The 24,808-nt window shown below is 65.2% G+C and carries 24 protein-coding genes; 14 read left to right on the top strand and 10 right to left on the bottom strand.

Annotation, left to right across the window (positions count from 1 at the left end):
- On the bottom strand, positions 1-167 hold a 167-nt coding region (locus A9X01_RS21010), incomplete at its 3' end, for an enoyl-CoA hydratase-related protein (protein WP_231122940.1).
- Here A9X01_RS21010 and A9X01_RS21005 point away from each other — a divergent pair.
- The 9 genes from A9X01_RS21005 to A9X01_RS20965 all read left to right on the top strand — a co-directional run bounded on the left by A9X01_RS21005 (position 166) and on the right by A9X01_RS20965 (position 8,982).
- Entirely contained in the window at positions 166-858 is a 693-nt protein-coding gene (locus tag A9X01_RS21005) for an enoyl-CoA hydratase (RefSeq protein ID WP_065122600.1), read from the top strand. The genes A9X01_RS21010 and A9X01_RS21005 overlap by 2 nt on opposite strands.
- A 4-nt stretch (positions 859-862) precedes the next feature.
- Positions 863-1,981 (top strand): MBL fold metallo-hydrolase, encoded by a 1,119-nt coding sequence (locus A9X01_RS21000; protein ID WP_081282520.1) that lies wholly within the window; start codon positions 863-865, stop codon positions 1,979-1,981.
- Positions 1,982-2,050: 69 nt separating this feature from the next.
- Complete coding sequence (locus A9X01_RS20995; RefSeq protein WP_065122599.1) at positions 2,051-3,634, top strand: serine hydrolase; 1,584 nt, start codon at positions 2,051-2,053, stop codon at positions 3,632-3,634.
- Positions 3,631-6,003, top strand: coding sequence for a cation-translocating P-type ATPase (locus A9X01_RS20990; RefSeq protein ID WP_065122598.1), 2,373 nt, complete (start codon positions 3,631-3,633; stop codon positions 6,001-6,003). Before A9X01_RS20995 ends, A9X01_RS20990 begins: the two co-directional genes overlap by 4 nt.
- A gap of 15 nt (positions 6,004-6,018) precedes the next feature.
- Positions 6,019-6,966 (top strand): amidohydrolase family protein, encoded by a 948-nt coding sequence (locus A9X01_RS20985; RefSeq protein WP_065122603.1) that lies wholly within the window; start codon positions 6,019-6,021, stop codon positions 6,964-6,966.
- 37 nt (positions 6,967-7,003) lie between these two features.
- Entirely contained in the window at positions 7,004-7,183 is a 180-nt protein-coding gene (locus tag A9X01_RS20980; RefSeq protein WP_065122597.1) for an antitoxin, read from the top strand.
- Between the two features lies 1 nt (position 7,184).
- Positions 7,185-7,658, top strand: coding sequence for a type II toxin-antitoxin system Rv0910 family toxin (locus tag A9X01_RS20975; RefSeq protein WP_065122596.1), 474 nt, complete (start codon positions 7,185-7,187; stop codon positions 7,656-7,658).
- Positions 7,659-7,729: 71 nt separating this feature from the next.
- Positions 7,730-8,503: a VOC family protein gene (locus tag A9X01_RS20970; protein ID WP_065122595.1), complete on the top strand. Its 774-nt coding sequence runs from the start codon at positions 7,730-7,732 to the stop codon at positions 8,501-8,503.
- A 44-nt stretch (positions 8,504-8,547) separates the two neighbouring features.
- A complete protein-coding gene (locus tag A9X01_RS20965; protein WP_065122594.1) occupies positions 8,548-8,982 on the top strand; it encodes a hypothetical protein in 435 nt (144 codons plus the stop codon).
- 2 nt (positions 8,983-8,984) lie between these two features.
- Here A9X01_RS20965 and A9X01_RS20960 read toward each other — a convergent pair whose 3' ends face one another.
- The 6 genes from A9X01_RS20960 to A9X01_RS20935 all read right to left on the bottom strand — a co-directional run bounded on the left by A9X01_RS20960 (position 8,985) and on the right by A9X01_RS20935 (position 15,943).
- Positions 8,985-9,461: a VOC family protein gene (locus tag A9X01_RS20960; protein ID WP_065122593.1), complete on the bottom strand. Its 477-nt coding sequence runs from the start codon at positions 9,459-9,461 to the stop codon at positions 8,985-8,987.
- Positions 9,458-10,981 carry a carotenoid oxygenase family protein gene (locus A9X01_RS20955; protein WP_065122592.1) on the bottom strand — a complete coding sequence of 508 codons (1,524 nt, stop codon included), beginning with the start codon at positions 10,979-10,981 and terminating at the stop codon, positions 9,458-9,460. Before A9X01_RS20955 ends, A9X01_RS20960 begins: the two co-directional genes overlap by 4 nt.
- A gap of 2 nt (positions 10,982-10,983) precedes the next feature.
- Positions 10,984-12,207 (bottom strand): acetyl-CoA acetyltransferase, encoded by a 1,224-nt coding sequence (locus tag A9X01_RS20950; RefSeq protein ID WP_065122591.1) that lies wholly within the window; start codon positions 12,205-12,207, stop codon positions 10,984-10,986.
- A gap of 299 nt (positions 12,208-12,506) precedes the next feature.
- Positions 12,507-13,742 carry a PPE family protein gene (locus A9X01_RS20945; RefSeq protein ID WP_081282518.1) on the bottom strand — a complete coding sequence of 412 codons (1,236 nt, stop codon included), beginning with the start codon at positions 13,740-13,742 and terminating at the stop codon, positions 12,507-12,509.
- Between the two features lie 167 nt (positions 13,743-13,909).
- Positions 13,910-14,671 (bottom strand): RsiV family protein, encoded by a 762-nt coding sequence (locus A9X01_RS31505; protein ID WP_253849265.1) that lies wholly within the window; start codon positions 14,669-14,671, stop codon positions 13,910-13,912.
- Positions 14,672-14,731: 60 nt separating this feature from the next.
- A complete protein-coding gene (locus tag A9X01_RS20935) occupies positions 14,732-15,943 on the bottom strand; it encodes a PucR family transcriptional regulator (protein WP_065122589.1) in 1,212 nt (403 codons plus the stop codon).
- 84 nt (positions 15,944-16,027) lie between these two features.
- Here A9X01_RS20935 and A9X01_RS20930 point away from each other — a divergent pair, with 84 nt between their 5' ends.
- The 3 genes from A9X01_RS20930 to A9X01_RS20920 all read left to right on the top strand — a co-directional run bounded on the left by A9X01_RS20930 (position 16,028) and on the right by A9X01_RS20920 (position 19,223).
- Entirely contained in the window at positions 16,028-17,143 is a 1,116-nt protein-coding gene (locus A9X01_RS20930; RefSeq protein WP_065122588.1) for a ferredoxin reductase, read from the top strand.
- Between the two features lie 9 nt (positions 17,144-17,152).
- Complete coding sequence (locus tag A9X01_RS20925) at positions 17,153-18,313, top strand: fatty acid desaturase family protein (protein WP_065122587.1); 1,161 nt, start codon at positions 17,153-17,155, stop codon at positions 18,311-18,313.
- Positions 18,314-18,446: 133 nt separating this feature from the next.
- The gene (locus A9X01_RS20920) at positions 18,447-19,223 is read left to right on the top strand and encodes a YoaK family protein (protein ID WP_253849263.1); all 777 of its coding nucleotides are present in this window, start codon (positions 18,447-18,449) and stop codon (positions 19,221-19,223) included.
- Positions 19,224-19,363: 140 nt separating this feature from the next.
- On the opposite strand, the gene A9X01_RS29405 is transcribed toward A9X01_RS20920, so the two are convergent.
- The 3 genes from A9X01_RS29405 to A9X01_RS20910 form a co-directional block, all read right to left on the bottom strand.
- A complete protein-coding gene (locus A9X01_RS29405; protein WP_155772196.1) occupies positions 19,364-19,648 on the bottom strand; it encodes a hypothetical protein in 285 nt (94 codons plus the stop codon).
- 62 nt (positions 19,649-19,710) lie between these two features.
- On the bottom strand, positions 19,711-20,049 hold the full coding sequence (locus A9X01_RS20915) for a hypothetical protein (RefSeq protein ID WP_155772195.1): 339 nt from the start codon (positions 20,047-20,049) through the stop codon (positions 19,711-19,713).
- Between the two features lie 105 nt (positions 20,050-20,154).
- Complete coding sequence (locus A9X01_RS20910) at positions 20,155-21,333, bottom strand: FAD-binding domain (RefSeq protein WP_065122584.1); 1,179 nt, start codon at positions 21,331-21,333, stop codon at positions 20,155-20,157.
- Positions 21,334-21,587: 254 nt separating this feature from the next.
- Between A9X01_RS20910 and A9X01_RS20905 the strand changes: the two genes are divergently transcribed.
- Together A9X01_RS20905 and A9X01_RS20900 are read left to right on the top strand one after the other, a co-directional pair.
- A complete protein-coding gene (locus tag A9X01_RS20905) occupies positions 21,588-22,715 on the top strand; it encodes an NADH:flavin oxidoreductase (protein WP_065122583.1) in 1,128 nt (375 codons plus the stop codon).
- Positions 22,716-23,079: 364 nt separating this feature from the next.
- Complete coding sequence (locus A9X01_RS20900; protein WP_436405290.1) at positions 23,080-24,690, top strand: PPE family protein; 1,611 nt, start codon at positions 23,080-23,082, stop codon at positions 24,688-24,690.
- The last annotated feature ends 118 nt before the right edge of the window (positions 24,691-24,808 follow it).

Genomic DNA, 24,808 nt, shown 5'->3' with positions numbered 1-24,808 from the left:
AACGCAGTGCCCTGGCCGGTCAGCACAACCGCGCGGGTTGACCCGTTACTGGCCTTCTCGAGCGCTTCCCGCAGTTCTTCGACCAGCTGGGAATTCAACGCGTTGCGTCGCTCGGGGCGCTGCAACTCGATGGTCATCACGGCTTCGGTCTGAGTGATACCGATCATGGGGGCCAGGATATATAGCCTCACATCTGTGAGCCGTATCACGACCGACGAACTGCGGGAAGCGCTCGAGAAGGCCAGTAACGGGTCAACCCGCGCGGTTGTGCTGACCGGCCAGGGCACTGCGTTCTGCGCCGGTGCCGACCTGTCCGGTGACGCTTTCGCCGCCGACTACCCCGACCGGCTCGTTGAACTGCACCGGGTCATGGACGCGGTTCCGGTGCCGGTGATCGGCGCCGTCAACGGCCCCGCCATCGGCGCCGGCCTGCAGCTCGCCATGCAGTGTGACCTGCGGGTTGTCGCGCCGGACGCGTTCTTCCAGTTCCCGACGTCTAAGTACGGGCTGGCGCTGGACAACTGGAGCATCCGGCGGCTGTCCTCGCTGGTCGGCCACGGCCGGGCGCGCGCGATGCTGCTGACCGCCGAGAAGCTCACCGCGGATGCGGCGTTGCACACCGGGATGGCCAACCGGAGCGGGACGCTCGCCGACGCCCAGGAGTGGGCCGCCGAGATCTCAGGCCTGGCGCCGCTGGCTATTCAGCACGCCAAACGGGTACTCAACGACGACGGCTCCATCGAGCAACCGGCACCCGAACACAAGGAGCTCTTCGACAAGGCCTGGGCAAGCCAGGACGTGATCGAGGCGCAGATTGCCCGCATGGAGAAGCGACCGCCGAACTTCCAGGGGGCATAGCGGCATGATCCGGGGAGCGCTGCGCATGGCAGCCGGTACCGCCTCGCTGGCAGCGGGCGGTTGGCTGCTTCGGGCGCTCCACGGCGCGCCGGCCGCGCTAGGTGCCGACCCGGCCGAGATCCAGGCCGCCGCCGAGGGATCACCGAACTACCGCGAGGGCGTGTTCGTCAACATCGATCCCGGATCGCTGTATCTGATCGACCGCGAGCAACTGCGCCAGATCTTGTGGGAGCTGGCGGGTGCGCGCTCAAACAGCCGTCCCGCGCGCCCCATTCCGCTGGCCGCCCCGTCCATCTACCAGGGCGAGCCCGCTGAGCTGGCGGTCAGCTGGTTCGGCCACTCGACGGCGCTGGTGGAGATAGACGGCTACCGCGTGCTCACCGATCCGGTGTGGAGTGACCGGTGCTCGCCTTCTGACGTCGTCGGCCCCCGCCGGCTGCACCCCCCGCCGGTTCAGCTGGAAGGCCTGCCGGCCGTCGACGCGGTCGTGATCAGCCACGACCACTACGACCACCTCGACATCGACACCGTGCTGGCACTGGCCCGCATGCAGCGGGCTCCTTTTGTGGTGCCGCTCGGTGTGGGCGCCCACCTGCGGTCGTGGGGCATACCCGAGCAGCGCGTCATTGAGCTCGACTGGCATCAGAGCGCCGAAATCGACGAGCTGAGCCTCATGTGTATGCCGGCGCGGCATTTCTCCGGACGATTCCTGAGCCGCAACAACACCCTGTGGGCATCGTGGGCGTTCGTCGGCCCACGGCACCGCGCCTACTTCGGCGGCGACACCGGCTACACCAAGAGCTTCGTCGACATCGGCACCGACCATGGCCCCTTCGACCTGACCTTGATGCCGATCGGCGCCTACAACACCGCCTGGCCGGATATCCACATGAACCCCGAGGAGGCAGTGCGGGCGCATCTCGACGTCACCGACTCCGGATCGGGGTTGCTGGTGCCGGTGCACTGGGGCACGTTCCGGCTGGCCCCGCACCCGTGGGCGGAGCCGGTCGAGCGGCTGCTCAAAGCGGCCGAGCCGGACGGTGTCCAGGTCGCGGTGCCGACGCCCGGGCAGCGGATTGATTCGGGTGCGCAGTTGCGATTCAACCCGTGGTGGCGCCTGTAGGTCGCCGACGGTTCTCAATGCGCACGCGCCTGATGGGGCCGCCGATCGTTCCCGGGCTAAGGTGCGGCCATGACAAAACGTGCGGTGACAGCCGTAGTCGTTGTGATGCTGTTGGCCCTCGTCGGATGCGGACCGGCCAAACCGGTGGCCAACCCCTCTCCGGCGCCTGGCCAGGTGCCGCCCAACGAGTGGTCGGGTATCGACATCCCGGCCGGCCGGGTCGACGACGCCGTCAGCCGGATCGACGGCCTGGTCGCCGACCTGATGCGCGACAGCGGCATCCCCGGGATGGCCGTAGCCGTCGTGCATGGTGGGAAAACGCTGTACGCCAAGGGATTCGGTGTCAAAGACGCGAGCAAGGGTGACAATCCCGATAACAAGGTGAACGCGGACACCGTCTTTCAGCTCGCCTCGATCTCGAAGTCGGTCGGCGCGACGGTGGTCGCGCACGAGGTGACCGAGGGTGCCATCACCTGGGACACACCCGTCGTTGCCAAGCTGCCCGGGTTCACGTTGATGGACCCGTACGTCACCACCAACGTCAGCGTGGCCGACCTGTACTCGCACCGTTCCGGGTTGCCCGACCACGCCGGTGACGCACTGGAAGATCTGGGCTATGACCGTCAGCAGGTGATCGATCACCTGCGCTACCTTCCGTTGGCTCCTTTCCGAATCAGTTACGCCTACACCAACTTCGGCGTGACAACCGCGGCGAGCGCGGTCGCCGCCGCGGCCGGCAAGTCCTGGGAGGACCTGTCCGACGAGGTCCTGTACCGCCCGCTCGGTATGACGTCGACCAGTTCGAGGTTCGCCGATTTCCTGGCCCGGCCCAACCACGCGGTCAACCACATCAAGGTCGGGGACAAATGGGAGGCCCGCTTCCAGCGCGATCCCGATCCCCAGACGCCCGCCGGCGGGGTGAGTTCGTCGGTCAACGACATGGCGCACTGGTTGGCCATGCTGCTGGGCAACGGTGTCTACAACGGACAGCGGATCACCTCGCTCGAAGCCCTGCTACCGGCCTACACGCCCCAGGTGATCTCGGTTTCCGCGAAGAACCCGAAAGCGCGGGCCAGTACCTACGGCTACGGCTTCAACGTGTCGGTGACCTCATCGGGGCGCACCCAGTACAGCCATTCCGGAGGCTTCGGTCTGGGCGCCGCAACAACTTTCGCGGTGTTGCCGTCCGCGGACGTGGCCATCGTCGCCCTGACGAATGCGGCTCCCTACGGCATCCCTGAGGCGCTGGCAGCCCAGTTCATGGACCTGGTGCAATACGGGCAGGTGCGTGAGGACTGGGCGCAGCTCTACCGGCAACAACTTGCCCCGATGAACAATCCCGACGGCTCGCTCGTCGGGAAGCAACCCCCGGTGAGCCCGGTGCCGGCGAAACCGCTCGGCGAGTACGTCGGTGTCTACGCCAACGACTACTGGGGACCGGCCACTGTCACCGAACGCGACGGAAAATTGCAACTCGCGCTGGGACCGAAGAACCAGACGTTCGACCTCACCCACTGGGACGGCGACACCTTCACCTTCCCGCTGTCGACCGAAAACGCTTTGCCCGGCTCGATTTCCAAAGCGACCTTCACCGGAACAGCCCTCAACCTCGAGTACTACGACTCTGACAAGCTGGGGACCTTCACTCGATGAGCGCCGTCGGGCTGACCGATGCCGAAGTGGCACAACGGATTGCCGACGGCCAAATCAACGACGTCCCCGACCGCGTCACCCGCAGCATCGCACAGATTGTCCGTGCCAACGTCTTCACGCGCATCAACGCGATTCTCGGTGTGTTGTTCGCCATCGTGCTCGTGACCGGCTCACTGATCAACGGGCTGTTCGGTCTGCTCATCGTCGCCAACAGCGTGATCGGCATGGTCCAGGAGATCCGCGCCAAGCGGACACTGGACAAACTGGCCATAGTCGGGCAGGCAAAACCCATGGTGCGCAGAAGGTCCGGCACCCAGTCGCTGGCACCCGACCAGGTCGTGCTCGACGACATCATCGAACTCGGGCCGGGCGACCAGATCGTGGTCGACGGTGACGTCATCGAGCAGCAGAACCTCGAGGTCGACGAGTCATTGTTGACCGGCGAAGCCGACCCGATCGCCAAAGACGTCGGTGATCCGGTGATGTCGGGCAGCTTCGTCGTCGCCGGAACCGGCGCGTACCGCGCCACCAAGGTGGGCGGTGACGCCTATGCGGCCAGGCTCGCCGCGGAGGCCAGCAAGTTCACCCTGGTGAAATCCGAACTGCGCAATGGCATCAACCGGATCCTGCAGTTCATCACCTACCTGTTGATCCCGGCCGGGCTGCTGACCATCTACACCCAGTTGTTCACCACGAACGTGGGCTGGCGCGAATCGGTGCTGGCGATGGTGGGCGCATTGGTGCCGATGGTGCCCGAAGGCCTGGTGCTGATGACCTCAATCGCGTTCGCCGTCGGCGTGGTTCGCCTCGGTCGACGTCAGTGCCTGGTGCAGGAATTGCCGGCCATCGAGGGACTGGCCCGGGTCGACGTGGTGTGTGCGGACAAGACCGGAACGCTGACCGAGAGCGGGATGCGCGTATCAGATGTCGCAGCGCTCGACGCGACCAGCGAGAGCCTCGCCGACGTGTTGTCCAATCTGGCCGCGGCGGACGCACGTCCCAACGCCAGCATGCAGGCCATCGCCGAGGCCTATCCCGATGCGCCTCAGTGGATTCCCAGCGCCATCGCGCCGTTCAAATCGGCTACCAAGTGGAGCGGCGTGTCCTTTCGCGATCACGGCAACTGGGTGATCGGTGCGCCCGACGTGCTGCTCGACCCGGAATCGGCGGCGGCCGAACAAGCGGAGCGCATCGGCGCGCAGGGATTGCGGGTGCTGCTGCTGGGGGCGTCTGACGTGCCGGTCGATGATTCCGATGCCCCTGGCGCCGTCACCCCCGTCGCGCTGATCGTACTGGAGCAGAGGGTACGGCCGGATGCCCGCGACACCATGGAATACTTCGCTGCTCAACAGGTTTCGGTGAAGGTGATCTCCGGCGACAATGCCGTCTCGGTGGGGGCGGTTGCCGAAAAACTCGGGTTGCACGGCGAAGCGATGGATGCCCGCCGCCTGCCCACCGAACAGGCCGAACTGGCGGACGAGCTGGATGCCTACACCAGCTTCGGCAGGGTGCGTCCGGAGCAGAAGCGTGCCATCGTGCACGCCCTGCAGTCGCACGGCCACACCGTCGCGATGACCGGCGACGGCGTCAACGACGTGCTTGCGCTCAAGGATGCCGATATCGGCGTGGCGATGGGTGCCGGCAGCCCGGCGTCTCGTGCGGTAGCGCAGATCGTGTTGCTGGACAACAGGTTTGCCACCCTTCCGTATGTAGTCGGGGAGGGGCGACGGGTGATCGGCAATATCGAGCGGGTCGCCACTTTGTTCCTCACCAAAACGGTGTACTCGGCCCTGCTGGCCCTGTTGGTCGGCATCGAGTGCCTGCTGGCCAAGCCATTAGGAGCCGATCCGCTGCTGTTTCCGTTTCAGCCGATCCACGTCACCATCGCAGCCTGGTTCACCATCGGGATCCCGTCGTTCATTTTGTCGTTGGCGCCCAACAACGAACGCGCTTACCCGGGATTCGTCCGGCGCGTGCTGACGTCGGCCCTGCCGGCCGGGCTGGTCGTCGGCATCGCCACATTCGCCACCTACCTGACCGCCTATAACGGCCGCCACGCCTCGTGGGTGGAACAGGACCAGGCGTCGACCGCGGCGTTGATCACCTTGCTGATGACGGGGGTCTGGGTACTCGCGGTTGCCGCACGCCCCTACCAATGGTGGCGGCTGGCCCTCGTGATAGGCGCGGGCGCGGCGTACGTGGTGATCCTCGTCCTGCCGTGGACACAACGTAAGTTCATGCTCGACCCGTCGAATCTGTGGACGACGTCGATCGCGCTGGGCATCGGTGCGATCGGCGCTGGTGTGATTGAAGCGATGTGGTGGATCCGGGCCAGGGTCCTAGGGGTCAAGCCGCAGCTGTGGCGCTAACGGAAAGGGGTGGTGGTGCACTGCTGCACCGATCACGACACCTGGAGCGCGGTCGCCGATCCTGAACCCGTCCGCAGCATCTGGCGCGCCCTGGGCCTCCCGGGCATCGTCGACGTGCACACCCACTTCATGCCGCGGCAAGTGATGGACAAGGTGTGGCGATACTTCGACTCGGCCGGCCCGCTGATCGGACGCCCCTGGCCGATCACCTACCGCGCCGACGAGCAACGTCGTGTCCAGGCGCTGCGCGACTTCGGTGTGCTGCGCTTCAGCTCCCTGGTCTATCCGCACAAACCCGATATGGCCGCCTGGCTGAACCAGTGGGCGCAGTCCTTCGCGGACGCGACCCCCGACTGCCTGCCCACCGCAACCTTCTTCCCCGAGCCCGACGCCGGGCGGTACGTCGCCGACGCCATCGAAGCGGGGACCCGCATCTTCAAGGCCCACGTCCAAGTGGGCCAATACGACCCCACCGACCCGCTGCTCGACCCGGTCTGGGGCGCCATTGCCGAGGCGGGTGTCCCGGTCGTGCTGCACGCCGGTTCCGGCCCGACGCCCGGCCGCTTCACCGGCCCGGACCCGGTGCGCGCGGTGCTGCGCAAGTTCCCCGCGTTGGCGCTGATCATCGCGCATATGGGCATGCCGGAGTACAGCGAGTTCCTCGACATCTGCGCCGCCGGAGACAACGTGCGACTCGACACCACCATGGCCTTCACCGCGTTCATCGACGAGACCATGCCGTACCCGGCAGCCGAATTACCGCGGGTGCGTGATCTCGGCCACAAGATCCTGTTCGGCAGCGACTTCCCCAACATCCCCTACCCCTACGGCGAAGCGATCACCGCACTCACCCGCATCGACGGCATCGATGACGAGTGGCTGCGGAAAGTGCTCCATGACAACGCCGTTGCCCTGTTCGGCGCGGTAGACCCGAGCGCAGCCGCTGATCAAGGCGTTAAGTAGGGTTTCGAAGGAAGCCCTGGGGGAAGGAACAATCAGCATGGGATTGCTCAACAAGGCAAAGGACCTGCTGTCTGCGAACGCCGACAAGGTGGAGACGGCCATCACCAAAGCCGGTGAGATCGTCGACCAAAAGACGCAGGGCAAATACACCGACACCATTCACAAGGTGCAGGAACAGGCCAAGAAGGCCGTCGACCCGGGCGAGCAGCGGAGCTGACATGGCGAAGCTGTCCGGAAGCATCGACGTCCCCTTGCCGCCAGAGGAGGCCTGGCGGCATGCCTCCGACCTGTCCCGGTACAAGGACTGGCTGACCATCCACAAGGTATGGCGCAGCAAGTTGCCGGAAGTCCTGGACAAGGGCACCGTGATCGAGTCCTATGTCGAGGTCAAGGGCATGCCCAACCGCATCAAATGGACGATCGTGCGCTACAAGCCGCCCGAGGGCATGACGCTCAACGGCGACGGTGTCGGCGGCGTCAAGGTCAAGCTGATCGCCAAGGTCGCCCCGAAAGCGGACGGGTCCGTGGTCAGCTTCGACGTCCACCTGGGCGGCCCGGCGCTGTTCGGGCCGATCGGCATGGTCGTCGCGGCCGCGTTGCGCAGTGACATCCGCGATTCGCTGGATAACTTCGTCCGGGTCTTCACCCGTCCGGATCCGGGCATGAACGGCGATCGGGTCGTACACCGCTGACGATCGCCCGATGAGTTTCTTCCCCCGGTCGGGTCGGTACCGGTGAATCCGATCGACCGAGGAGGAACCCCGTGCCCGTACGTGACCGTGCGCCGCTTGGCGCCCCCTGCTTCATCAACCTGACCTCATCCGACGTAGACCGAGCCCAGGACTTCTACGGCACCGTCTTCGGCTGGACCTTCGAGTCCGCCGGACCCGAGTACGGCGGGTACATCAAGGTCGCCAAGGACGGCCGCTCGGTGGCCGGCCTGATGGCCAACAACCCCGAGTGGCGGGCGCCGGACCACTGGGCCACCTACTTCCACACCGCCGACATCAACGCCACCGTCGCCGCCGCGCGCGCCGCCGGCGCGACCGGGTGCCTGGAACCCTCGGAGGTGCCCCGCCAGGGATACATGGCGGTGGCGGCGGATCCGACGGGCGCCGGCTTCGGCATGTGGCAGCCGCTGGAACACCGGGGCTACGAGGTGATCGGCGAAGCCGGCGCGCCTGTGTGGCATCAGTTGACGACGCGCGATTACCGCGCGGCGGTCGACTTCTACCGCGACGTGTTCGGCTGGCGCACCGAGCAGGTCGGCGATACCGACGAATTCCGCTACACCACAGCCCGGTTCGATGATGAGCAGTTGCTGGGCGTGATGGACGGCGCGAACTTCCTGCCCGACGACGTCCCGCCGCAATGGAGCATCTTCTTCGGCGCCGACGACGTCGACAAGACGCTGCGGGTGATCACCGACAATGGGGGAGCGGTGCTCCGCGACGCCGAGGACACCCCGTACGGTCGTCTCGCCGCCGCGAGCGACCCCACGGGCGTCGTCTTCAACCTGTCTTCGCTGGCGGGCTGAGCGTCGCGCCGGCCCCACGCCGATGGTCGGCTAACCTCGCAACCATGCATCGGCGTCTGCATCCCGGCTGGCTGGTGGCGCTTTTCGCGCTGGCCATGTTGGTCAGCACGTGGATGCCGTGGCTGACCACGAAGGTCAACGGCGGCGGGTGGGCCAACGCGATCGGCGGCACCCACGGGAGCCTGGAGCTGCCCCGCGGATTCGGGGCGGGCCAGCTCATCGTGCTGCTGTCGTCGACGCTGCTGGTGGCCGGTGCGATGGTCGGGCGCGGCCTGTCGGTACGGGTGGCTTCCATTGCCGCGCTGGTCGTTTCACTGCTGATCGGGGGGCTGGTGGTGCTCTACTACCAGCGCAACGTGAATGCGCCGGTGGCGGCCGAATACGGACTGTACGTTGGCGCGGCGGCGACCGTGTGCGCGATCGTCTGCGCGTTGTGGGCGGTGGTGGTCGCCGCGCTGGCCGGGCGCAGCCAGCGCTGAGCTCAGTCCGACGGGAACTCGTGTCGCCCCGAGGCGGAACTGTCAGCGGGCTCGTTCGCGCCGTACACGAACGGGGCGAACACCACCTCGCGGCCGTCGGGGTCGCGGTAGGTGACCGCGCCCGTCGCTTCCCAATACGGGTGCTGCGGTGCCTGTTGCAGCCCGGCGTCATGCAGGCGGGCGATCGCTGCTTGCTGCGCCTGGCTGTCTGGGAAGTAGAGGCACAGCTGGTCGTGGTGGTCCAGCGCCACCGGGTCCACCGACTCGACGATCTCCATTGTCAGTTGCGAGCTGGGCAACCCGAAGATCGCCCCGTTGCTGCCATAGCTTTCCCCGAAGGTTTCGTAGAGCGGCAGACCCACCAACTCGCGGTAGAACCGCACGGTCTCGGCATAGTTGGCCGAGCGGCGGGCGAAGCGGATCGCGCCGATCGAGGCCAACCGTTCGGGCCACTGGGTGGTGCGGCGCGGCTTGTTCACAGCCCGACCGCGGTGGCCGCCGACTCCGTCTGATCCCAGCGTCGCAGTTCGGTGCCGGGCACCCACGTCGAATGCGTACCGCTGGAAATGCGTTCGGGCAGTTGCAGTTTGCACACCGGGCCGTCGGCGACCCGGGCGGCGTCGAACACCAGGCAATACGACGCGTCGGCGTTCATGTCCGTGGTCAGGGTGACCAGGTAGCCGTCGTCCTCGGCGGCGCTGCCGACCCGGGGCGCCATCGCGGTCTCGCTGCCGTAGACGCCGTCGCCCAGCGAATAGCGCTCCTCGGCACCGGTGCGCAGGTCGTGCTTGACCAGCCCGTCGAACAGGAACCAACCCGGTTTGCCGGAGGCGGCGTAGGTGTAGCGGTACTTGCCGGTCGCGTAGTCGGCGTTGATGGTGCCGAACTCGGTGATCGACTCCGACAGCCGTTCCTCGCGCACCGCGCCGGTCACCAGATTCAGCCGCCACCGATGCAGGTGAGCCTCCATCCGGTCCAGTGCGAGGAATCGGAACAGCTTCTCCCACTTGCCGCTTGGGCCGGTACCGCTCTCCAGCGGTTGAGGCGCGCCCTCGAAGAAGCCGTCCAGCACGATCTCGTCGCCGTCTTCGTAGGCGTTGGTGAAGTGCAGGACGTAGGTCGGGTCGGCCTCGAACCAGCGGATTTCGGCGGTCTTGCCCCGGCGCGGTATCACCGCGAAGCGCGATGGCAGGTCCGGGTAGTAGCGCGGTAGATGCACCTGGTGCTCGAGCAGCCCCGGATCCCAGAACAGCGGGAAATCGTTGAGGATGGCGTAGTTTTCGGTGAACGCCATGTCGTGCGGCAGGCGGGGCCCGGGCAGCGGGATGTCCACGTAGTGCACCAGGTCGTTGTTCTCGTCGACCACGCCGTAGCGCATGTACGGGTCCTGCTTGCTGTAGTTGAAGAACAGCAGCTCCCCGGTCCGGTTGTCCACCTTGGGATGCGCCGATACTCCCCAGTCGGCGGGGAAGCCGCCGTTCCAGCTCTCGGTGCCCAGCGTGTCACCCGAATAGGGGTCCACCCGGTACAGGTCGCCGCACTGGTAGAAGCTGGTCAGGGCGATTCCGCGGTGCACAATGACGTCGGTGCTGGACGCATCCTTCATTAATTCACGTGCGCCCCAGCCCTTTTCACGCTTGGCGAACTGCACGGGTTCGGCCAGTCCCGGCCACAGCGGCCCGCCGGCCTCATTCTCGGCGAGGAAGCCTTCGGTCTTGACGAATCGATTGCGGTAGAAGGCTTTCCCGTCCCGGAACCCCACCACGTGCAGCATGCCGTCGCCGTCGAAAGGGTGATAGGTCTTGAACGCTGGGTGCAGCGGGTTCTCGGTGTTGCGCAGGTAGATGCCGTCGAGGTCGCGAGGGAGTTCGCCCTCGACGACGGCCAGGTCGTCGGCGTCCCACTCGGTGGTCTGCGGACGCCACGGGCCGGTCCGGTAGGGATGGTCGTCGTCTTCCGGCAGGGTGGACAGGTACTTGCCGACAATTTCTACATCCATGATCAACCCGCCTTGCTGACGACGAAACTGACGGTGGTGGCGGTGCTACCGCCGAAGTTGAGCGTGCCGAACGTCTCGGCGCCGTCGACCTGATAGTCGCCGGCCGTCCCGCTAACCTGCTTGGCCGCGTCGAGCAGCATCCGCACCCCGGACGCGCCGACCGGGTGCCCGCCGCCGATCAGCCCGCCACTGGGATTGATGGGCAGCCGTCCGCCGATCTCGATCTCCCCGTTCTCGATGGCCTTCCACGACTCGCCGGGTCCGGTCAGGCCGATGTGGTCGATGGCCAGATACTCGCTGGGGGTGAAGCAGTCGTGCACCTCGAACCCGTCGACGTCGTCTAGCGTCACCCGGGCGCGCCGCAACGCGTCGAGCACCGCCGCTCGCACATGGGGCACTACATAGGGATCGTCGGCGGCGCGGTCCAGCTTCTGCCGCAACCCCAACCCCACGGTCCGATGCCCCCAACCGTCAATCCGGCCCACCGGCCGCAGGTCGGGATGATCGCGCAGGAAGGCGTCGCTGCACAGCACCACGCCCGCGCCGCCGTCGGTCATCTGGCTGCAATCCAGCCGCCGCAGCCGGCCCTCGGTTATGGGGTTGGTGGCGTCGTCGTCGGTGATCGGATCCGGGACGGTCCACTCGCGGGTCTGCGCGTTCGGGTTGCGGCGGGCGTTGGCGTAGTTGACCTGGGCGATGGCCCGCAGATGGGCTTCGTCGAGGCCATAGCGGCGGTCATACTCGTCGGCGACCTGAGCGAACATCGACGGCCACAGGTACTTGGCCTCCGTGCCCTCGTGGCCGGTCCAGGCGGCCGCGCCCAGGTACTGTGCGGCGGTGTCGCCGGGCACCGTCTTCTCCAGCTCGAGGCCTACGACCAGCGCGGCGTCATAGGCGCCCGATCGCAGATCGGCCATCGCCGCCAGAGCGGCCACGCTGCCCGAAGCGCACGCGGCCTCATGCCGTGCGGCCGGGGTGTCCCAGAGGCCGTCGCACACGGTGGCCGGCATGGCGCCGAGGTGACCTTGTGTGGCGAACATCTCACCAAAGGCGTTTCCGACATGGACGACGCCGATGTCCGCGGCGTCCGTCCGGGCCGCTGCCAAGGTGTTGTCCACCACTTCCGCTGTCAGCGATGCGAAGTCCCGGCGCTCACGGCTCAGGTTGCGCGCAAAGTCGCTCTGATAGCCGCCGAGAATCCAGACGCCGGTCGATGAGCCATTCATACGCGGCACGGTACTCCCAGGTGGGCCGGTACTTTGCCGCCTGGGGTTGGGTATCGGTGGGACGGTCCGCACATAAAGCGGTCCCGTCGGCTCTCGGGCTGAACCGACGGGACCTGGGCGGACGTACAGGCCGGCCGATACGCCCACCTCCGCTTCATCATTGCCACCTCAGGCCATCGACAAACATCTCAGAATGACACCGCCGCGTTCCGCCCGCCGATTTCTGCGCGGAGAGGCCACCGACACAACGGTTTTCGCGGGAGCTCGATGCTGACAGGTTTGGCGTCGCGGTCTGACGGTCAACGCGGATGTTGGCTAGGCGGTCCCGCCGCGGAAGGTGGCTGCTGAATCACCACGACGGTGGGCTTGCGTTGCGGCTGGGTGTCGTCGTCCGTTCCCGCGTCGGCGGTCGCGCGCCCGCTCCCCGCGGTACCGCCGCGGCCGGCCATTCCCGCCAGCGCCATCCCGCTCAGCAACGCCGCCGGTGCGGCACCGAAGTTCGTCGGCGCGGGGCCGACGGCCGCACTGGGCAACGCTTCCACGGCCAGCCGGATTTCCGGGGCGGCCGTGGTCCAGCTGTGCGGCACCTTGAGCCCGCCGACCAGCGCACCCTGGCCGACACCCACCGAAGCAGTGATCCCCCGAGGCATTCCGGCGTCGTCGGGCCCCGTCCGAACCGGCGCGCTCTGCGCCGGTTGCGGGGCTCCGGTGTCCAGCCCCTCGTCCACGCTGGTGCCGGCATAACTGAATATCCACGGACGGGCGGTGTTGACGACCGCCAGCGCGAGGCTGGCGGTCGCGGTGACGGCGATGTAGGTGGCCGCGAGGTCCAGTTCCCCGACGAGGCTGTCGAGCCCGGCGGGGATGTCCAGCAGCCCTGCCGATGCCGATGACAGCAGTGTTGTCAGCCCTTGCAGCGTTTGAGGCGTGATCGAGAATCCGAGCCCGGTCAGCGCTTCGGCGCTCGCATTCGTGGTGGCGGCCGCGACTTCGGTGGCCGCGCCCGTTGGGTGGGTGACCTGCAACGGTTGCGTGAACGGCGTCAGCGCGGCGGCCGACTCGGACGCTGCGGCATAGGTGAACATGGCGGCGGCGTCCTGGGCCCACATCTCGGCGTAATCCGCCTGGATTGCCTCGATCGCCGGGGTGTTGAGCCCGAACAGGTTGGTCTCGAGCAGAGAGGCCAACTGACTGCGGTTGGCCGCGATGAGGGCCGGGGGCACTGTCATGGCAAACGCGGCTTCGAACGCACCGGACGCCCGCCTGGCCTGATTGGCCGTCTGTTCTGCCCGCATGGCTGCGGTGCCCAACCACCCGGCGAACGGCGCGACCGCGGCCGCCATCGACGCCGACGCTGGACCCAGCCACGACTCGGCGGCCAGGCCGGTGAGAACCGCGGCATAGGACGAGGCGGCCGAATTCAGCACCGCGGCCACACCGTCCCACGCAGTCGCGGCCGTCAGCATCGATGCCGAACCGGGTCCCGCGTAGATGCGTCCCGAATTGATCTCCGGCGGCAACAACCCGTAATCCATGGCCCTACCCCGCCGCGAAAGGACCGCAGCCGGTTTGAGGCGACATCGGGCCCTCCTCGGATCTGTCGAACGCCATCTCCAACTTCCGAATTGCGTGCTTTACGAGAGATTTAAACCCAAGAGGGCCGCAAATGGGATGGAAATGAATTCTTGGCCGAAAGCTGCAACTAGTCGTGCGTCAGAGCCAGCATGTCCGGGGCGAGCACATCGGTCAATGCCGACCACGGCACGGTGATGACCGGTAGACCGTGACCGAATTGGTAATCGTTGAAATGCAACTCCATCCCGGCGCTCGTCGGTATCCAGTTGGCGAAGTTGTCGGCGATCGGCCGGGTCCCTTCCTCGTCGGGCGTCGAGCCGCCGTATACCTGCGGGAAGATGATCTTCGTTTGTTCCGCCAACCGATTCAGCCCGTCTTGCTGATTGCGGAAAAGATCAGCCAGGGTAATCGGTTTCGCGGTTCGACTGTCGATGGCGATGGTGCTCACCGAATTGGTCGGGTGCGCCGCGTGACGGGCCGAATACACGCCGACGATGAGTTCCGCGATGGCTGTGGGTCGAAACGTCAGCGTCGGATTCAGTTCCAGCAGCCACTCGGCATCGGGGTCGGCCGCAGCGCGCACCGGCTCGATCTGCCCGTTCGCCGATGCCCTGCTGGCGTTGTTGAACGCATCCGCGACGCGTGGATCACCGCCCGAGAGTTGCGCGGCCCGGCCGTGCCAGCGACCGCGATTGTCCGGCGTGGCGCCGTCGATCGAAATTATGGTGATGCCGTACGTCTGCCCCTGTGACACACCAGAGTCCGGGTTGGCGGGGGCGCTGGTGGCCGGGGTCGTGCTGCTGGTCGGTTGCGGAGCCGTGCTGCTCGTCGACGTGGTGGTCGGACCCGGCGCCGCGGAGTGGCCGCAGCCGGTTGACAATGCCGCCACGACGATCAGTGTTGTCACAAAGGGGAATTGCCATATTCGACGTCGCCGCATTGGGGGAGTCTAGTGCGCGGCGCCCTGCCCCAGCGCGATTGTCAGTTCCAACACGGTGCGCGGATCCGTCAGCCGGTCGCCATACAGTTCGCGTAGTTGGGTCATCCGGTAGCGCACCGTCTGAGCGTGTACGAAAAGATCCGCGGCGACCGCGTCGCGCCTGCCCTGGTGCAGCACCCACGACCGGAGCGTTTCGGTGAGCCGGTCGGCGCTACTTGGTGGCAGGTCGGACAACGGCGCCAAGACCCGCGCACGAAGATCCTGCAGGGACTCGAGATCGGCGCCGAGAATCAACTCCGCCAGATGTTCGTCGGTATCGATTGCCGCAGAACCATCGGAGCCATTGGCGCTCAAGAGAACCCGGGCCCGTAACGCCCGCCGGTAGGACGACCGCACCTGCATCCACGGACGGGGCGGACCTACCAACGCCCGTCGGCCGGCGAGGGCAGAGACCAGCTGGCGCCGGGCGGCGCCGGCCATATCGGGGACCAGCAGCACCGCGAGGGCCTCCGGCGCGTCGACGCCCGGCAGATCCTCGGAAAGCTGGAGCGTCGATTGGCCGAACTGGGTCGCCAGGCCTCGCGTTTGATTCAGTGGCAGCACGACCGCGGTGAGTGTGTCGGGTGGCTGCCAGCCCGCCCGCTCGGCGGCGGTGAGCAGTGTTGCCGCGGGTTCACCGGCGAGCAAATCCTGCGTCAGCCGGTCAAGGTACCGCTGCCGGACCCGTCCCGTGGTGGCCAGCTCGTCGGCATGGCCCGACACGCTGGACGCCGATAGCCGGTCGATGTAGGCGAACACCAACTCGGCGAACCTGGCGATCGTCGACGCGGGGAGTCCCGCCGCGACCGCCGTCGCCGACAACTCTTGCCAGGCGACTTGGGCGCCCACTCGGTAGGCCGCCAGCAGTGCGTCGATCGAGCGGCCCTGGCGGGCTTCGCCCCGGCCGAGCTCGTAGGCGCCGTTGATCGCCGGGAAAAGCGACCTGTCGTGGTCGGTGTCCTCGGGCCGTGTCGCCAATCGCAGGAACGCACCGAGCGACGTTTGCACAGCGTTCTCGATGATCTGCCCCATTTGCCCGCTGAACGCGTCGGCGTAGCTCGGCACCTCCACGGTGACCGCCGTCACGGTTCGCTCAGCCATCGCCGGCAGGATCGCCTCCAGCGCCCTGACCACGGGTTCGTCCAGCTGCAGACCGGTCAGACCCAGCGACTGATCTGCCATGATTATTCCTTTCGAACAAATTCATGCTGGATTTTCACACGGTGTAGTCAAGACTTTACCTCTGGAAACAACCAGCATGAAGTCATGACCACACTCGCCTCCCGACCGAACGTCGTCAGCGCATTGCGTGAACGAGTGCTGAAGTTTGCCGAGCGCGCCGCCGTCCCGCTGTCGACGCCGCTGGTTCCCAGCGATTACCTCGACCTGATCGATCCGCTGCGCTTCGGCACCGACCTACGCGGGCGCATCGTTGCGGTCCACCCAGAGACCCGCGATGCGGCCACACTGGTGATCAGGCCCGGGCGCGGCTGGCGGACTCACGTGCCGGGACAGTACGTGCGCATCGGTGTCGACGTCGACGGCGTTCGGCACTGGCGGGCCTATTCACTGACCTCCAAACTGCATCGGCGCGACGGATGCTTCGCGGTCACCGTCAAGGCCATTCCGGACGGGGTGGTGAGCAACCACCTGGTCCGGAAGGCAACCGTCGGGACGGTCGTCCAGCTGGACCAGCCCGCCGGTGATTTCGTTCTGGGCGACCGGCCACCTGCCAAGTTGCTGTTCGTCACCGCGGGTAGCGGCATCACCCCGGTGATGGGCATGTTGCGCAACATGGCCGATATCGGCGGTCCGGATCCGGACATCGTGCTTGTCCACTCCGCGCCCACGCCGGAGGACGTCATCTTCGGCTGGGAGCTGCGCATGCTCGCCCGCGAGGGCCGAATCCGGTTGGTGGAGAAGCACACCGACTCACAGGGGATGCTCGACGTGGCGCGCCTCGACGAGCTGGTGGATGACCTGGCCGAACGCCAGACGTGGGCCTGCGGGCCGGCCGGTCTGCTCGATGCGCTCGAACAGCGCTGGGCCACTTGCGGAATCCCCGACCAGCTGCACATCGAGCGGTTTCGCCCCGCGGTGATCTCGGCCGGCGAAGGTGGCACCGTCACGTTCGCCAAGACCGGCAGCGTGGTGGAAGCCGGTGGTGCACAGACGCTGCTGGACGCCGGCGAATCGGCCGGGGTGTTGATGACATCGGGTTGCCGGATGGGTATCTGCTTCGGGTGCGTTGTTCCGCTGCGGCAGGGCGCCGTGCGCGACCTGCGCAACGGCGACGTCACCACCGCCACCGCCGGTGACGAGAACGTGCAAATCCAGACCTGCGTGTCCGCCGCCGCGGGCGCCTGCGAACTAGACCTCTGAGGAGCCGATATGACTGCCACACAAGCCAATCCGGCGGCCCACCTGTCCGACGAAGACATCGAGAACCTGGGCCGCGAACTCGACGCCATCCGCGAACACGTGCTGGCCGGCCGCGGTGAACGCGACGCCGCGTACATCCGCAACGTCATCGACGGGCAGCGTCGGCTCGAACTTGCGAGTCGCGCGGTGTTGCTCTTCTCGCTGTTCCCGCCCGCTTGGCTGATCGGCACGGCGGGCCTGTCGTTCTCCAAGATCATCGAGAACATGGAGATCGGACACAACGTCATGCACGGCCAGTGGGATTGGATGCGCGATCCGAAAATTCATTCCACCACTTGGGAGTGGGACAACGCCTCGCCGGCGGAGATGTGGAAGCACTCGCACAACGAGGTCCACCACACCTACACCAACGTGCTGGGCAAGGACCACGACCTGGGCTACGGCATCATGCGGGTCGATGAGGACCAACGCTGGAAGCCGTTCTATCTCGCCCAGCCGTTGTGGAACTTCATCAACGCCTGCCTGTTCCAATACGGTATCGCCGCATACGATCTCGAGATCGGCAAGTACCTGCAGGGCCGCAGTGACAAAGCGGAATTCCAGCGCCAGGGCAATAAGGTCTTGGCCAAGGTGCGCAAGCACCTGGTGCGTGACTATGTGCTGCATCCGTTGCTGTCCGGTCCGTCTGCGGTGACCACGGTTACCGCCAATCTCACGGCCAACCTGGTGCGGAACCTGTGGACGCACTCGGTGATCATGTGCGGGCACTTCCCCGAGGGTGTGCAGACCTACGAGAAGACATCCATCGATGGCGAAACCCGCGGCCAGTGGTACCTGCGGCAAATGCTGGGCTCGGCCAATATCTCCGGAAACGCCTTGCTGCACTTCATGACCGGCAACTTGTCGTTCCAGATCGAGCATCACCTTTACCCCGACCTGCCCAGCAACCGTTACCAGGAAATCGCGCCGAAGGTGCAAGAGCTGTTCGAAAGGTATGGCCTCACTTACACCACGGGCTCATTGCCGCGTCAGGTCACATCCGCCTGGAAAAAGGTGTTCCGCTTGTCGTTGCCCAATGACTTCGGACACACCGCGACCAAGGCCATCCAGCCGGCAGCCGTTCGAGCTGCGGTTTTCGCGAAACCGCGCCGCCCGGGACGCGCCGCCTAGCTTTTGTGAAGTCTATGAAGGCGATTCGCCGACGGGCCCGATGGCTATCCGGCTGGTAGTTTCTTTTTAGAGCGGCGAAAAGTTGCCAACAGAAATGATTAAGTAAGTATCTCATTGGGTATGGGGGGGAATGATGTCGCCGCGGAAGGACGCCGCCGTTGGCGGCGAGTCCGCTTCGCCGAAGTGGGTTTTGAGTTTCAGCGCCGTGCTCGCGCTGACCGCGGGATTCGTAAACGCAGTCGGTATACTGATTTTCGCCTTCCCGGTGGGTAACGTCACCGCGGTCACGACTCAGCTGGGTATGAACACCGCCAACCCCTGGCTGTATGAGGGCCATCTGCTGGCGGGGATCGTGGTGGGCTTCCTGGTCGGGGCCGCCGTCGCGGGAGCGGTTCTCGCGCCGACTCGCGCGTTGCTCGGACCGCGGCAAGCGGCCGTTCTGACACTCGAGGCGATCCTGCTGCTGCTGGTGGCCACCGGACTGGAAGTCGCCGGACTGAAGACGCAGATCGCAGCGGTGGGTATCGAGCCGCCCGTTGTCCATGCCGTCGTAACTGCCGCCGCGTTGGGCATGCAGAACGCGTTGACCTCGAACTTCCGCGGTATGGCCGTGCGCACTACGCATTTCACCGGAACTATCACCGACCTCGGCCTGATGATCGGCCGCAGCCGGAGGCATGGCATCGAGAAGTGGAAGGCCATGATCCTGTCGGCCACATTCGTGCTGTTCCTCGCGGGCGGGGTGGCCGGGTTGCTCGCCGGCGCGCGGTTCGGCGGATACGCGCTGATCCTGCCCGCCGGGGTCTGCGTGGTCGTCGCGGCCGTCGCCGCGATACACAGTCAGACGCGACGGGAGCGCGCCGTCGACCCGGTCGATGAGCCCGACGAACTCGAGGCCAAGGCGGCATAGCGTTTGGCGTGGTTGCCGAGCGGGGGGCTTTCGAGGACGTCTGTTCGTCGAACGTGCGCCCTATGCACCTATTTCGGCGGTTTCTGTTTCATAAGGATCACGCTCGGCGCGCCTTTCGTCGGGCACGTCGGGCACGTCGGTCAGCAGGGCCGCGGGATGAACAGTGCCCAACACACCACCGGCGGTGGCGGTGGCGGCGCATCAGCCAAAATCCCCGGCGACACATTCCCCTGCCCGGCCGGGACGATGTAGTAGACGTGGCACACATTCCAGTCCCAATTCGGTGGGCTGGTGATGAATGCGCCGCCCGGCTCCCCACGTGGGTCGTCGCCGGGGCACCAGTGCCGTTCCCCGTCAGCGTGGGCAACCCCCGAGCCCACGCCGAGCGCCAGGGCTAACGCGGCTGTTGCCAAAGCGGTTGTCATGAACCGCGCCCAGCGAATCATCGTTGATTCCTTTCTCTCTTCCCCCGGTGGCTACGGATCCCTCACGGTCGGCAGGTCAGGATGGGAATGCATTGCAGCGACGGTGGCCGCGGCGGCGGAAAGCCTTCGATGATGATCGAGTCGGTCAAGGGGCTGTTCTCGTCGAAATACCAGGGGTGGCAGACGCTGCGGTCCCAGTCCGGCATGTGCTTCATTTCCGGTGAGCCCGGACACCATTGGTAGGTGCAACTGTTGGTCGGGCTCGGCGTGGTACTTCCGTCCTGGCACACCATCGGTGCGGGCTGCGCCGCGGCGGTGGCTTGGGTCAACCCCAAGGACAGGGTCGCCAGGCCGCCGGACAGCACCACCCAGGCCGTAATCTGCTTTATCGAAGAGCTCAACGTTGTCTGCCTTTCGTGCGCGGCTTTGTTGAGCTCAGCTTTGCGGGGCGCGCATGCCGGATCTTCGCGTGATTCTTGCGAATTTCTTGTGCCCGTCGGACGGTGTCACATCGGATAGTCGGGCAAGTCGATGTCGTCGCGCAGGCTACGAGCGACGAGCAGGTCGCCCAATGGGCGGAAGTTCATCGCCCGCATCACCAGGTGGCGGACCCGGATCCCCAACTCCGTCTTGGTTGCGAAGACGGGTAGGAGCTTCGTCGCGTTATTTTGTTTCCCTTCAACGAAGGGGCGCATTCGTGTCTCGTAGGCGTGAAAAGCACGCTGGTGATCGCCTTGTGCGCGCTGGATTTCCCCGGCCAGTACGTAGGCCTCGGTCATGGCCAGGCCGGTGCCTTCACCCGCAAGCAGTGATACGCACGCGGCGGCGTCGCCGACTAACGCCACTCTGTCCCGCGACCAGCGGTCTAGGCGAATCTGGCTGACGACGTCGAAGTAGAGGTCGTCGCTGTCGTCGACCGCTGCGAGGATGTGCTTGCATTCCCAGCCCGCCTCGGAGTATTCGCGCCACAGCAACGCTTTTCGCGCATCGGGATCGTCGGGAACACGGCGTTCCTCGGAGCGGAACACGAACAGGAACAGGGTGCGGTCGCCCCGCAGCGCGAATCGGGCGATCGAGCGGCCCGGTCGGCTGTAAGTGACGTACACCAATTCATCCCGGGGCCGATATCCCGCTACCACGGCGGCCGCGACGAGGCAGCCAAGATAGCGCTCGGCGTCGTGCTCGGGTGCAAATGCCAGCCGCCGCACGTTGGAGTGCAGACCGTCGGCACCGATGACGAGGTCGAAATCGCGACTCTTTGACCGCGCGAAGTTCACACTGACCCCGTCCGGGTGCTGGTTGATTGCCGTGATGCTGTCATCGAAGATCGTCTCGACGTCGCGCTCGATAGCGGCATAGATGGCACCAGCTAGGTCGCCGCGCGCCACGGTGGTGAATTTCCCGCCGGCAGCCCGCCTAAATCCGTCCACTTCCAGACTGGCCAAGAGCTCACCGTCCCGGCCGACCGAACGGAGCGACTGCATCCCATACCCAGCTTGGCGGATGGCCGCCTCCAGTCCCATCCGTTCCGCTACGCGGTAGCCGGACCCCCAGAAATCGATGACGTACCCGCCGGTGCGAAAGCGCTCCGCATGCTCAATCAGGGTCGGCTCGTGACCGATCCGGTGCAGCCAGTAAGCGAGCGTCGGGCCTGCCACTCCGGCGCCGCTGATCGCGATTTTCACTGCCAACACCCTCCCTCCGATACAGCTACCGGGCGTTGCGAGCGGCTATGACCCCGACTATAGCACTAGGAAATAGTTGCTATAAGAACGGTTGAGCCGCTGGTGCTTGCGGTCATCTGGCCTAATTGCCACAGGGCGCAAAATGCACAGCCGCGATCGATGTGGAATGTTTGCGAAGCGCGGTGCGTTCTGCGCACTGGCATAACGCCGGCCAGCGAGCAAACGCGAACGGTGGAGAACGAAAGCCGGTGTCGATGTCGGTGACTGCGCGCGACAAAACTCCTGAAGAAATCCTGTTCAGCCCGACCGTCATCGGTGACGTTGAGCTCGTCAACCGGGTGGTCCTCGCGCCGATGACCCGCGTGAGCGCGACGGCAGCAGGCTTACCAACCGCTCGAATGGGTGCCTACTACCGGGTGTTCGCTGAAGGCGGATTTGCTCTGCTGATCACCGAGGGGCTTTACATCGATGACCAGGCTAGCCAGGGCTACTTATTTCAACCGGGGATCAGCAACTCGGCTCAGGTGGACGCGTGGCGGGAGATCGTTGAGGGCGTACACGCCTCTGGGGCAAAATATTTCGCTCAATTGATGCATGCCGGCAGCCAAGCGCAAGGCAACCCCAACACCAAAGTCACGTGGGCGCCTTCGGCGGTGCGACCGCATGGCGAACAAGCATCGATGTACCGCGGCTCGGGCAGTTTTTCTCTTCCGCAAGCGATGACTGCCGAACAGATTCGTGACGTCCGCACCTCGTTCGTCAATGCGGCCTTGATGGCCCGAGACGCTGGCTTCGATGGTGTGGAGATTCACGGGGCCAACGGTTATCTCCTCGACGCGTTTCTTACCGACTACATGAACACACGGACCGACGAGTATGGCGGCAGCGTCGTCAATCGCGTTCGCCTTGCAGCTGAAATCTGCCGCGATGTAGTCGCAGCCGTCGGAGCGGACATTGCAGTTGGTATCCGGATATCGCAAGGCAAAGTCTCCGACTACAACCACCGCTGGGCCGGCGGCGAGGACGACGCTGCGGTCATCTTCGGTTCGCTTGGTGACACCGGCATCGATTACATCCACACCACTGAGTACCGCGCGCTGGCACCAGCGTTCGCCGACACCGATCGCACGCTTGCCCACCTTGCTAAGCAATACAGCGGGCTGAAGGTTATTGCCAACGGCCACCTTGACGCCCCGCACGACGCCGCAGACTTGATCGCATCGGGCGCTGCCGATCTCGCTGCATTGGCAAAACCCGCACTGGCGAACCGGGATTGGCCTCGGCGCGCGCGGACCGGTCAGCCGATATCTGCTGATCTGCCTGCAGACCTGTTCGGTCCTTATGCCGACGTCAAAGACTGGGAGTTAACCGGTAACCGATAGCGGGGTGTTGCACGCGGCTCCGTCAAGGGCGAGGGCGCTGGGCATGTTCGCCGCTGCTGACGCACCTCAACGCTGACCGAGGCCGCCAAATGATGCAGCCGGTTGCCGGCCGGGTCCGTGGGTCCAACTCCGATTCCCCGGGGTCCCGACCGAGCCTCGTCCTACTGTGGCCGAATTCTGTTCGAATGTGTTGAAAAAACCTTTTGATGTTGAGCCGCCGAATAACATGCGATCCGCGAATTTATCTAGAAATTCTAGTGCGGTGGCTGTCAGCATCCTACGATGTTTGCGCGGAGTAAGTCGCTTCCGTTGCGGCTTGCTCGGTTGCCGCTTCGTACCGGCTACTCGCCAGGAGGTTTGGTTCGTGAATTTCTCGGTGTTGCCGCCAGAAATAAATTCGCTGTTGATGTTTTCCGGTGCGGGTTCGGGTCCGATGTTGGACGCGGCAGTGGCATGGGAAGGGCTCGCCTCGGAACTGGGTTCTTCGGCGTCGTCGTTCGGATCGGTGATCTCGGGGCTCGCTGGTCAGGCCTGGCAGGGTCCAGCAGCTGCCGCGATGATGGGCGCGGCGGTCCCGTATTCGCAGTGGTTGGGCGCCGCAGCAGCCCAGGCCGCGGGCGCGGCCGACCAGGCCCGGGCGGTCGCATCGGCGTTCGAGGCAGCCCGCGCGGCTACCGTGGATCCGTTGATGGTCGAACTGAACCGCAATTCGCTGGTGCGTGCTGTGATGTCAAATTGGTTCGGTCTGCAGGCGCCGGCAATCGCCGCACTCGAAGGTGCCTACGAGCAGATGTGGGCCCAGGATGTGGCCGCCATGTTCGACTATTACCGGGGTGCAGCGGTGGCGGCGACGCAGTTGGCTCCGCCGCAGATTCTGCAAGACCTATTGCAGACGCTGCCCAACTTGGGCATCGGTAACGTCGGTAAATCCAACCTGGGCAACGGCAATATCGGTGACGGCAACATCGGTGACGGAAACAAAGGCGGCTCCAATTTTGGCGGCGGAAATATCGGCAGTAATAACTTCGGCTTCGGAAATGGCTCCGTCGATCCCGAGAAACCCGAGATCTCCTTGCCAAGCAATGGCAACATCGGTGGTGGCAACGTCGGAAACAACAATGTTGGTCTGGGGAACCTCGGCGATAGCAACGTAGGGGTCGGAAACACAGGTGTCGGTAATTATGGCGGCGGCAACAGCGGCATCGCCAACATCGGCGCTGGTAATAGTGGTGTGAATAATTTCGGCTTCGGCAATACCGGGAACAACAATATCGGGATAGGTCTGCACGGTGATAACGGAATAGGTATCAACCTTGCGGGCTTGCTGAACTCTGGCAGTGGGAACTTGGGCCTCGGTAATTCCGGACACAATAATATCGGGTTCTTCAACTCGGGTGACGGAAACATCGGCTTCTTCAACTCGGGGACCAACGCTCTTAATTCGGCCTACGCCAATAACATCGGTCTAGGGAACTCGGGCGCGGGAAACTTCGGCTTCGGCAACTCCGGCGCCATGAACACCGGTGTCGGGAACGGCGGTATCTTCAACACCGGCTTCGGCAACGCCGGCGGCGTCAACACAGGCTGGAATAACACCGGACTGGTAAATACCGGAGGCGGTAATTCGGGCTCGGTCAATACCGGCTTCTGGAATTCGGGCAACGTAAACAACGGATTCGGCTACACAACCGACTCCGGCCAGGCCAATTCGGGGTTTGGAAATACCGGCATCAATGCCTCAGGCTTCTTCAATACGGCCACCGGCGCTTCATCAGCGGGTGACGCCGGGTATATGTCCGGATTCTTCAACACCGCCGCCGGCATGAACAACAAGACCGTCGGGGTGACATCGGGTATCGGAAACGTCGGCGTCCCGAACATCATTCAGGACTGGGCCGGCGGCAACTCCGGCTTGCTCAACTTTGCCAGCGCTTTTACATCAGGATTGTTGGGCCTGAGGAACATACTGCCGTGATTGCCTGAGATTTGACGGGGATCCGCTCGCGGCTGCTCAGTAGTGTCAAGGATCAACCGAAATAGATCCGTCAAACATCAACCGACGCTGAACAGGGGCACTTTCTGGGTGTATTGCG

This window comes from Mycobacterium asiaticum (assembly GCF_001668675.1).
Taxonomy (GTDB): Bacteria; Actinomycetota; Actinomycetes; order Mycobacteriales; family Mycobacteriaceae; genus Mycobacterium; species Mycobacterium asiaticum_D.
This window is presented reverse-complemented; position numbering and strand designations above follow the sequence as displayed.

Bases quoted from the DNA above. Each gene is read 5' to 3' on its own strand.
- A9X01_RS20935 (WP_065122589.1), bottom strand. From the start codon at position 15,943: ATGGCAGATCAGTCGCTGGGTCTGACCGGTCTGCAGCTGGACGAACCC.
- A9X01_RS20965 (WP_065122594.1), top strand. From the start codon at position 8,548: ATGCATCGGCGTCTGCATCCCGGCTGGCTGGTGGCGCTTTTCGCGCTG.
- A9X01_RS21000 (WP_081282520.1), top strand. From the start codon at position 863: ATGATCCGGGGAGCGCTGCGCATGGCAGCCGGTACCGCCTCGCTGGCA.
- A9X01_RS20930 (WP_065122588.1), top strand. From the start codon at position 16,028: ATGACCACACTCGCCTCCCGACCGAACGTCGTCAGCGCATTGCGTGAA.
- A9X01_RS20955 (WP_065122592.1), bottom strand. From the start codon at position 10,981: ATGGATGTAGAAATTGTCGGCAAGTACCTGTCCACCCTGCCGGAAGAC.
- A9X01_RS20905 (WP_065122583.1), top strand. From the start codon at position 21,588: ATGTCGGTGACTGCGCGCGACAAAACTCCTGAAGAAATCCTGTTCAGC.
- A9X01_RS20950 (WP_065122591.1), bottom strand. From the start codon at position 12,207: ATGAATGGCTCATCGACCGGCGTCTGGATTCTCGGCGGCTATCAGAGC.
- A9X01_RS20990 (WP_065122598.1), top strand. From the start codon at position 3,631: ATGAGCGCCGTCGGGCTGACCGATGCCGAAGTGGCACAACGGATTGCC.
- A9X01_RS20975 (WP_065122596.1), top strand. From the start codon at position 7,185: ATGGCGAAGCTGTCCGGAAGCATCGACGTCCCCTTGCCGCCAGAGGAG.
- A9X01_RS20920 (WP_253849263.1), top strand. From the start codon at position 18,447: ATGTCGCCGCGGAAGGACGCCGCCGTTGGCGGCGAGTCCGCTTCGCCG.
- A9X01_RS29405 (WP_155772196.1), bottom strand. From the start codon at position 19,648: ATGACAACCGCTTTGGCAACAGCCGCGTTAGCCCTGGCGCTCGGCGTG.
- A9X01_RS20980 (WP_065122597.1), top strand. From the start codon at position 7,004: ATGGGATTGCTCAACAAGGCAAAGGACCTGCTGTCTGCGAACGCCGAC.
- A9X01_RS20925 (WP_065122587.1), top strand. From the start codon at position 17,153: ATGACTGCCACACAAGCCAATCCGGCGGCCCACCTGTCCGACGAAGAC.
- A9X01_RS20995 (WP_065122599.1), top strand. From the start codon at position 2,051: ATGACAAAACGTGCGGTGACAGCCGTAGTCGTTGTGATGCTGTTGGCC.
- A9X01_RS20945 (WP_081282518.1), bottom strand. From the start codon at position 13,742: ATGGATTACGGGTTGTTGCCGCCGGAGATCAATTCGGGACGCATCTAC.
- A9X01_RS21005 (WP_065122600.1), top strand. From the start codon at position 166: ATGGGGGCCAGGATATATAGCCTCACATCTGTGAGCCGTATCACGACC.